Here is a 5,214-nt window from a genome sequence, read left to right as displayed (position 1 = left end):
CCGCACCCTCCGCTCGGGAGGGTGCGGCCCCGCAGGGGAGACCGGGGGTCAGCGCGCGAACAGCAGGGCGCGCTTGACCTCCTGGATCGCCTTGGTCACCTGGATGCCACGGGGGCACGCATCGGTGCAGTTGAAGGTCGTCCGGCACCGCCACACACCCTCGGCGTCGTTGAGGATCTCCAGACGCTCGGCGGCACCCTCGTCACGGGAGTCGAAGATGAACCGGTGGGCGTTGACGATCGACGCCGGGCCGAAGTACGAGCCGTCAGCCCAGAACACCGGGCACGAGGTCGTGCAGCAGGCGCAGAGGATGCACTTGGTGGTGTCGTCGAAGCGGGCCCGGTCGGTCTGGGACTGGATACGCTCGGCCGTCGGCTGGTTCCCGGACGTGATGAGGTAGGGCATGACGTCACGGAACGACTTGAAGAACGGCTCCATGTCGACGTACAGGTCCTTCTCCACCGGCAACCCACGGATCGGGGCGATGGTGATGGTGATGGACTTGCCGTCCTTGGGGAGCATGTCCTTCATGAGGACCTTGCACGCCAGGCGGTTGACCCCGTTGATCAGCATGGCGTCGGAGCCGCAGATGCCGTGTGCGCACGAGCGTCGGAACGCCAGGCTGCCGTCGATGTAGTTCTTGACGTACATCAACAGGTTGAGCAGACGGTCCGACGGCAGTGCCGGGACCTCGTACTCCTTCCAGCCCGCCGCGTCCGGATCCTCCGGGTTGAACCGGGCGATCTTGAGCGTGACCATGGTGGAGCCGGGCGGCACCGGACGGTTCGAGCCCGGGTCCTTGCCGTCGGTGGCCTTGGTGGTGTCGACTGCGGTGGTCATCAGTACTTACGCTCCATCGGCTCGTAGCGGGTCTGCACGACCGGCTTCCAGTCCAGCCGGACCTCCGAGAGGAGGCCGAGGCCGTCCTTGAACGCCATCGTGTGCTTCATGAACTCGTCGTCGTTGCGGTCGGGGTAGTCCTCCCGGGCGTGGCCGCCGCGGGACTCCTTGCGGTTGAGCGCGCTCACCACCGTCACCTCTGCCATCTCGAGGAGGAAGCCCAGCTCAACGGCTTCCAGGAGCTCGGTGTTGAATCGCTTGCCCTTGTCGCTGACGGTCACGTCGGCGTAGCGCTTCTTGAGGGCGCGGAGCTCGTCCCGGGCCTCGGTGAGCGACTGTTCGGTGCGGTACACCGACGCCTTGTCGTCCATCATCGCCTGCATCTCGGTGCGGATGTCGTTGGCGTTCTCCGTGCCGTGCTCCGCGAGCATGCTCTCCATCCACTCGCGGACCATCTTCTCGGGCTCCTCGGGGAGCTCGACGAAGTCGTGACCCGCGGCGTACTCCGCCGCGGCGATCCCTGCCCGGCGGCCGAACACGTTGATGTCCAGCAGGGAGTTGGTGCCCAGCCGGTTGGAGCCGTGCACCGACACGCAGGCGCACTCGCCCGCCGCGTAGAGGCCGGGCACCACGTCGTCGTTGGTGCGTAGGACCTCACCCTTGACGTTGGTCGGGATGCCGCCCATGACGTAGTGACACGTCGGGAACACCGGGACCAGCTCGGTGACCGGGTCGACGCCCAGGTAGGTCCGGGAGAACTCGGTGATGTCCGGCAGCTTCTCCTCGAGGACGTCCGCCCCGAGGTGGGTCACGTCGATGTAGACGTAGTCCTTGTCGGGCCCGGCACCGCGGCCCTCGCGCACCTCGAGGACCATCGAGCGGGCGACGATGTCGCGCGGCGCGAGGTCCTTGATGGTGGGGGCGTATCGCTCCATGAAGCGCTCGCCGTCCGCGTTGCGCAGGATGCCGCCCTCGCCGCGGACCGCCTCGGAGATGAGGATGCCCAGGCCGGCGAGTCCCGTCGGGTGGAACTGGTGGAACTCCATGTCCTCCAGGGGCAGACCCTTGCGGAACACCACGGCCATGCCGTCACCGGTGAGGGTGTGGGCGTTGGAGGTGGTCTTGTACATCCGGCCCGACCCGCCGGTCGCGAAGACGGTGGCCTTGGAGTGGAAGACGTGCAGGTCGCCGGAGGCGAGCTCGTAGGCCACGCACCCGGTGGCGACCGGCCCGTCGGGGGTCTCCGTGAGGCACAGGTCGAGGACGTAGAACTCGTTGAAGAACTCCACGTCGTGCTTGACGCAGTTCTGGTACAGCGTCTGCAGGATCATGTGCCCGGTGCGGTCGGCCGCGTAACAGGCCCGGCGCACGGGTGCCTTCCCGTGGTCACGGGTGTGGCCACCGAAGCGGCGCTGGTCAATCTTGCCCTCGGGCGTGCGGTTGAACGGGAGACCCATGTTCTCCAGGTCGATGACCGCGGTGATGGCCTCCTTGGCCATGATCTCCGCGGCGTCCTGGTCGACGAGGTAGTCGCCGCCCTTGACCGTGTCGAACGTGTGCCACTCCCAGTTGTCCTCCTCCACGTTCGCGAGGGCGGCGCACATGCCGCCCTGCGCGGCGCCGGTGTGGGAGCGGGTGGGGTAGAGCTTGGTGAGGACGGCGGTGCGGGTCCGCGGGCCCGCCTCGATGGCCGCGCGCATGCCTGCGCCGCCGGCGCCGACGATTACCACGTCGTACTGGTGCTGGTGGACCTGACGATCGGTCATGGGATTCTCAGTGCTCGCTTTCGAAGTGGAACGGTCCGCAGGCGTCGATCAGATGTCGTAGGCGAGGCCGAAGATGGCGTAGGTACCCAGGACCAGAACGAGGATGGTCGCGACGACCAGAAGGGAATTGAGCCAGAAGCGCGTCGAGTCCTTGCGCGCGTAGTCGGCGATAACCGTCCGGACGCCGTTGGCGCCGTGGAGCTGTGCGAGCCAGAGCATGAGGAGGCTCCACGAGGCCCAGAACGGGCTCTGCCAACGCTCGGCGACGTAGGCCCAGTCGATCCTGTGCACACCCTCGTCGATCATGAGGCCCATGGTGAGGTGGCCGAACGTGAGGATGACCAGTGCGACGCCCGAGGCGCGCATGAAGATCCAGGCGGTCCGCTCGAAGTTGCCTCGTGACCGCAGGCGCGGGGAGCGGGGCTGGGCGAGCGAGGCGGGGCGATCGTACGACGTCTGGAGAACAGGTGCGTCTGCCATGATGATCGTTCTCCTTAGATGTGCTGGAAGAGAAGGAAGAGGAGGCGGGCGGTCGCCGCGGCGAAAACCACGACCCAGATCGCCAGTACGGCCCAGAGCATCTGGCGCTGGTATTTCGCGCCCTTGGACCAGAAGTCGATGGCGACGATGCGCAGTCCGTTGAGCCCGTGGAAGAGGACCAGTGCGACCAGGCCGACCTCCAGCAACCCGACGATCGGGGTCTTGTACGAGTCGATGACCGCGTTGTAGGTCTCCGGGCTCACCGTGACGAGCGAGGTGTCCAGCACGTGCACGAAGAGGAAGAAGAAGATCGCCACGCCGGAGACACGGTGCGCGACCCACGACCACATTCCCGGGTCACCCTTGTAGATGCTGATCTTCTTATTGGGGGCCGGACGCGCCGGCGCCTGCGCAGTACTCATGGGCTTGTCGTGCCTCCGAATCGTCTGGGCGTGGTGCCATCGGCGCGCGGTTCCTGCCCGAAAGCACAGCGGGCGCCTACTAGGACTTTAGACCTGTCAGGCCGCGGACGAGAAGCAGGGTGGGTACCGTGGTCCGGACGGGTAATGCCTGTAAGGGGACCCTAAACGAAGTTACCGAGGGGTAGAAAAGGGTGTCGTTCGAGGAAACCGCAGCACAGGGGAACGAGGCCGACACCGGTTTGCGCGAGGCCGCGACCGCGGCCGCGCGGAACGCCTACCGGCCCTACTCGGGATTGGGGGTGGGGGCCGCCGCGCTGGCGTCCGGACCCGGTGGGGACGGGCGCAGGATCGTGACCGGCTGCAACGTCGAGAACGCCTCCTATGGGCTCACCCTCTGCGCTGAGTGTTCGCTCGTGTCCGATCTCCACCGCACGGGCGGCGGTCGACTGCTCGAGATCGTCGTCGTCACGGCCGGCGGCGACCCGTTGGCGCCGTGCGGCAGGTGCCGCCAGCTCCTCCACGAACACGGCGGTCCGGAGCTGGTGGTCCACACGTCCCGTGGGCGGATCCGCCTCGCCGACCTCCTGCCGGACGCCTTCGGGCCGGAGGATCTGACGTGAGCCGCATCATCGATGCCGTGCGGATCATCGAGGCCAAGCGCGACGGCGACGAGCTCGACGACGACGAGATCGACTGGATCGTCGACGGCTACACCCGAGGACGCGTCCCGCCCGAGCAGATGGCGGCCTTGGCGATGGCGGTGTACTTCCGGGGCATGACCGACCGTGAGATCGCGCGCTGGACCTCCGCCATGGTGGAGTCCGGTACCCGGTTGGACCTGTCCGGTCTGACCCGGGCCGGTCGGCGCGTTCCCACGGTGGACAAACACTCGACCGGCGGAGTCGGGGACGCGGTGACGCTCGTCCTGACACCTTTGTTGGCGACCTGGGAGCTGGCGGTGCCCCAGCTCTCGGGACGCGGGCTCGGTCACACGGGCGGGACACTGGACAAACTCGAGTCGATCCCCGGCTGGCGCGCCGATCTGGACGCCGACTCCCGGCGCCGGATCCTCGAGGAGACCGGGGCCGTGATCTGTGCTGCCGGGGCCGATCTCGCGCCCGCGGACCGGGCCCTCTACGCCCTGCGGGACGTCACAGGGACCGTGCCGTCGATCCCCATGGTGGCGGCGTCGATCATGAGCAAGAAGATCGCCGAGGGCACCGGCGCCCTGGTACTCGACGTCAAGTTCGGATCCGGTGCCTTCCGGCCCGAGCGCGCGGACGCTGAGGAACTGGCGCGGGTGATGGTCGGGATCGGCACGTCGGCCGGGGTCCGGACCAGCGCCCTGGTGACCGCCAATCACACGCCGCTGGGTCGCGCGGTGGGCAACGCGCTCGAGGTGGCCGAGTGTGTCGAGATCCTGGCCGGGGGTGGCCCTTCCGACATGGTCGATCTGACCTGTGCGCTGGCGCGGGAGGCCCTGGCACTGGTGGGTATCGACGGTGACCCCCGTGAACGGCTCGGGGACGGGCGGGCGATGGACTCGTTCCGCACGATGGTCGCCGCCCAGGGTGGCGACCCCCACGCGGCGCTCCCGGTGGCCGGGCACACGGAGGAGGTGCGGGCACCCGGCTCGGGGGTGGTGCGGTGGGATGCGCTCGGAGTGGGTCGGGCGTCGTGGTTGGCCGGTGCCGGCCGGACCCGGC

6 protein-coding genes are annotated in these 5,214 nt (G+C 68.1%); 2 read left to right on the top strand and 4 right to left on the bottom strand.

Annotation, left to right across the window (positions count from 1 at the left end; translation table 11 throughout):
• Nucleotides 1-48: 48 nt before the first annotated feature.
• Genes G6026_RS07820 through sdhC form a run of 4 tightly spaced genes read right to left on the bottom strand, consistent with a single transcriptional unit; the run spans nucleotide 49 to nucleotide 3,508 of the window.
• A complete protein-coding gene (locus tag G6026_RS07820; protein ID WP_017836676.1) occupies nucleotides 49-840 on the bottom strand; it encodes a succinate dehydrogenase iron-sulfur subunit in 792 nt (263 codons plus the stop codon).
• The gene (sdhA, locus tag G6026_RS07815; RefSeq protein WP_107755901.1) at nucleotides 840-2,606 is read right to left on the bottom strand and encodes a succinate dehydrogenase flavoprotein subunit; all 1,767 of its coding nucleotides are present in this window, start codon (nucleotides 2,604-2,606) and stop codon (nucleotides 840-842) included. The genes G6026_RS07820 and sdhA overlap by 1 nt, the downstream gene beginning before the upstream one ends.
• A 48-nt stretch (nucleotides 2,607-2,654) precedes the next feature.
• A complete protein-coding gene (locus G6026_RS07810; RefSeq protein ID WP_107755902.1) occupies nucleotides 2,655-3,086 on the bottom strand; it encodes a succinate dehydrogenase hydrophobic membrane anchor subunit in 432 nt (143 codons plus the stop codon).
• Nucleotides 3,087-3,100: 14 nt separating this feature from the next.
• Nucleotides 3,101-3,508 carry a succinate dehydrogenase, cytochrome b556 subunit gene (gene sdhC / locus G6026_RS07805; RefSeq protein WP_107755903.1) on the bottom strand — a complete coding sequence of 136 codons (408 nt, stop codon included), beginning with the start codon at nucleotides 3,506-3,508 and terminating at the stop codon, nucleotides 3,101-3,103.
• Nucleotides 3,509-3,747: 239 nt separating this feature from the next.
• Here sdhC and G6026_RS07800 point away from each other — a divergent pair, with 239 nt between their 5' ends.
• Both G6026_RS07800 and G6026_RS07795 read left to right on the top strand, forming a co-directional pair.
• Nucleotides 3,748-4,128 carry a cytidine deaminase gene (locus G6026_RS07800; protein ID WP_194305292.1) on the top strand — a complete coding sequence of 127 codons (381 nt, stop codon included), beginning with the start codon at nucleotides 3,748-3,750 and terminating at the stop codon, nucleotides 4,126-4,128.
• A partial coding sequence (locus G6026_RS07795; protein WP_182612839.1) for a thymidine phosphorylase occupies nucleotides 4,125-5,214 on the top strand: 1,090 nt, incomplete at its 3' end. The genes G6026_RS07800 and G6026_RS07795, both read left to right, overlap by 4 nt.

It is taken from the genome of Dietzia sp. DQ11-38-2 (assembly GCF_014145055.1).
Classification (GTDB): domain Bacteria; phylum Actinomycetota; class Actinomycetes; order Mycobacteriales; family Mycobacteriaceae; genus Dietzia.
Note: the sequence above shows the minus strand (reverse complement) of the source record. Positions and strands in the feature narration are given on the sequence as shown.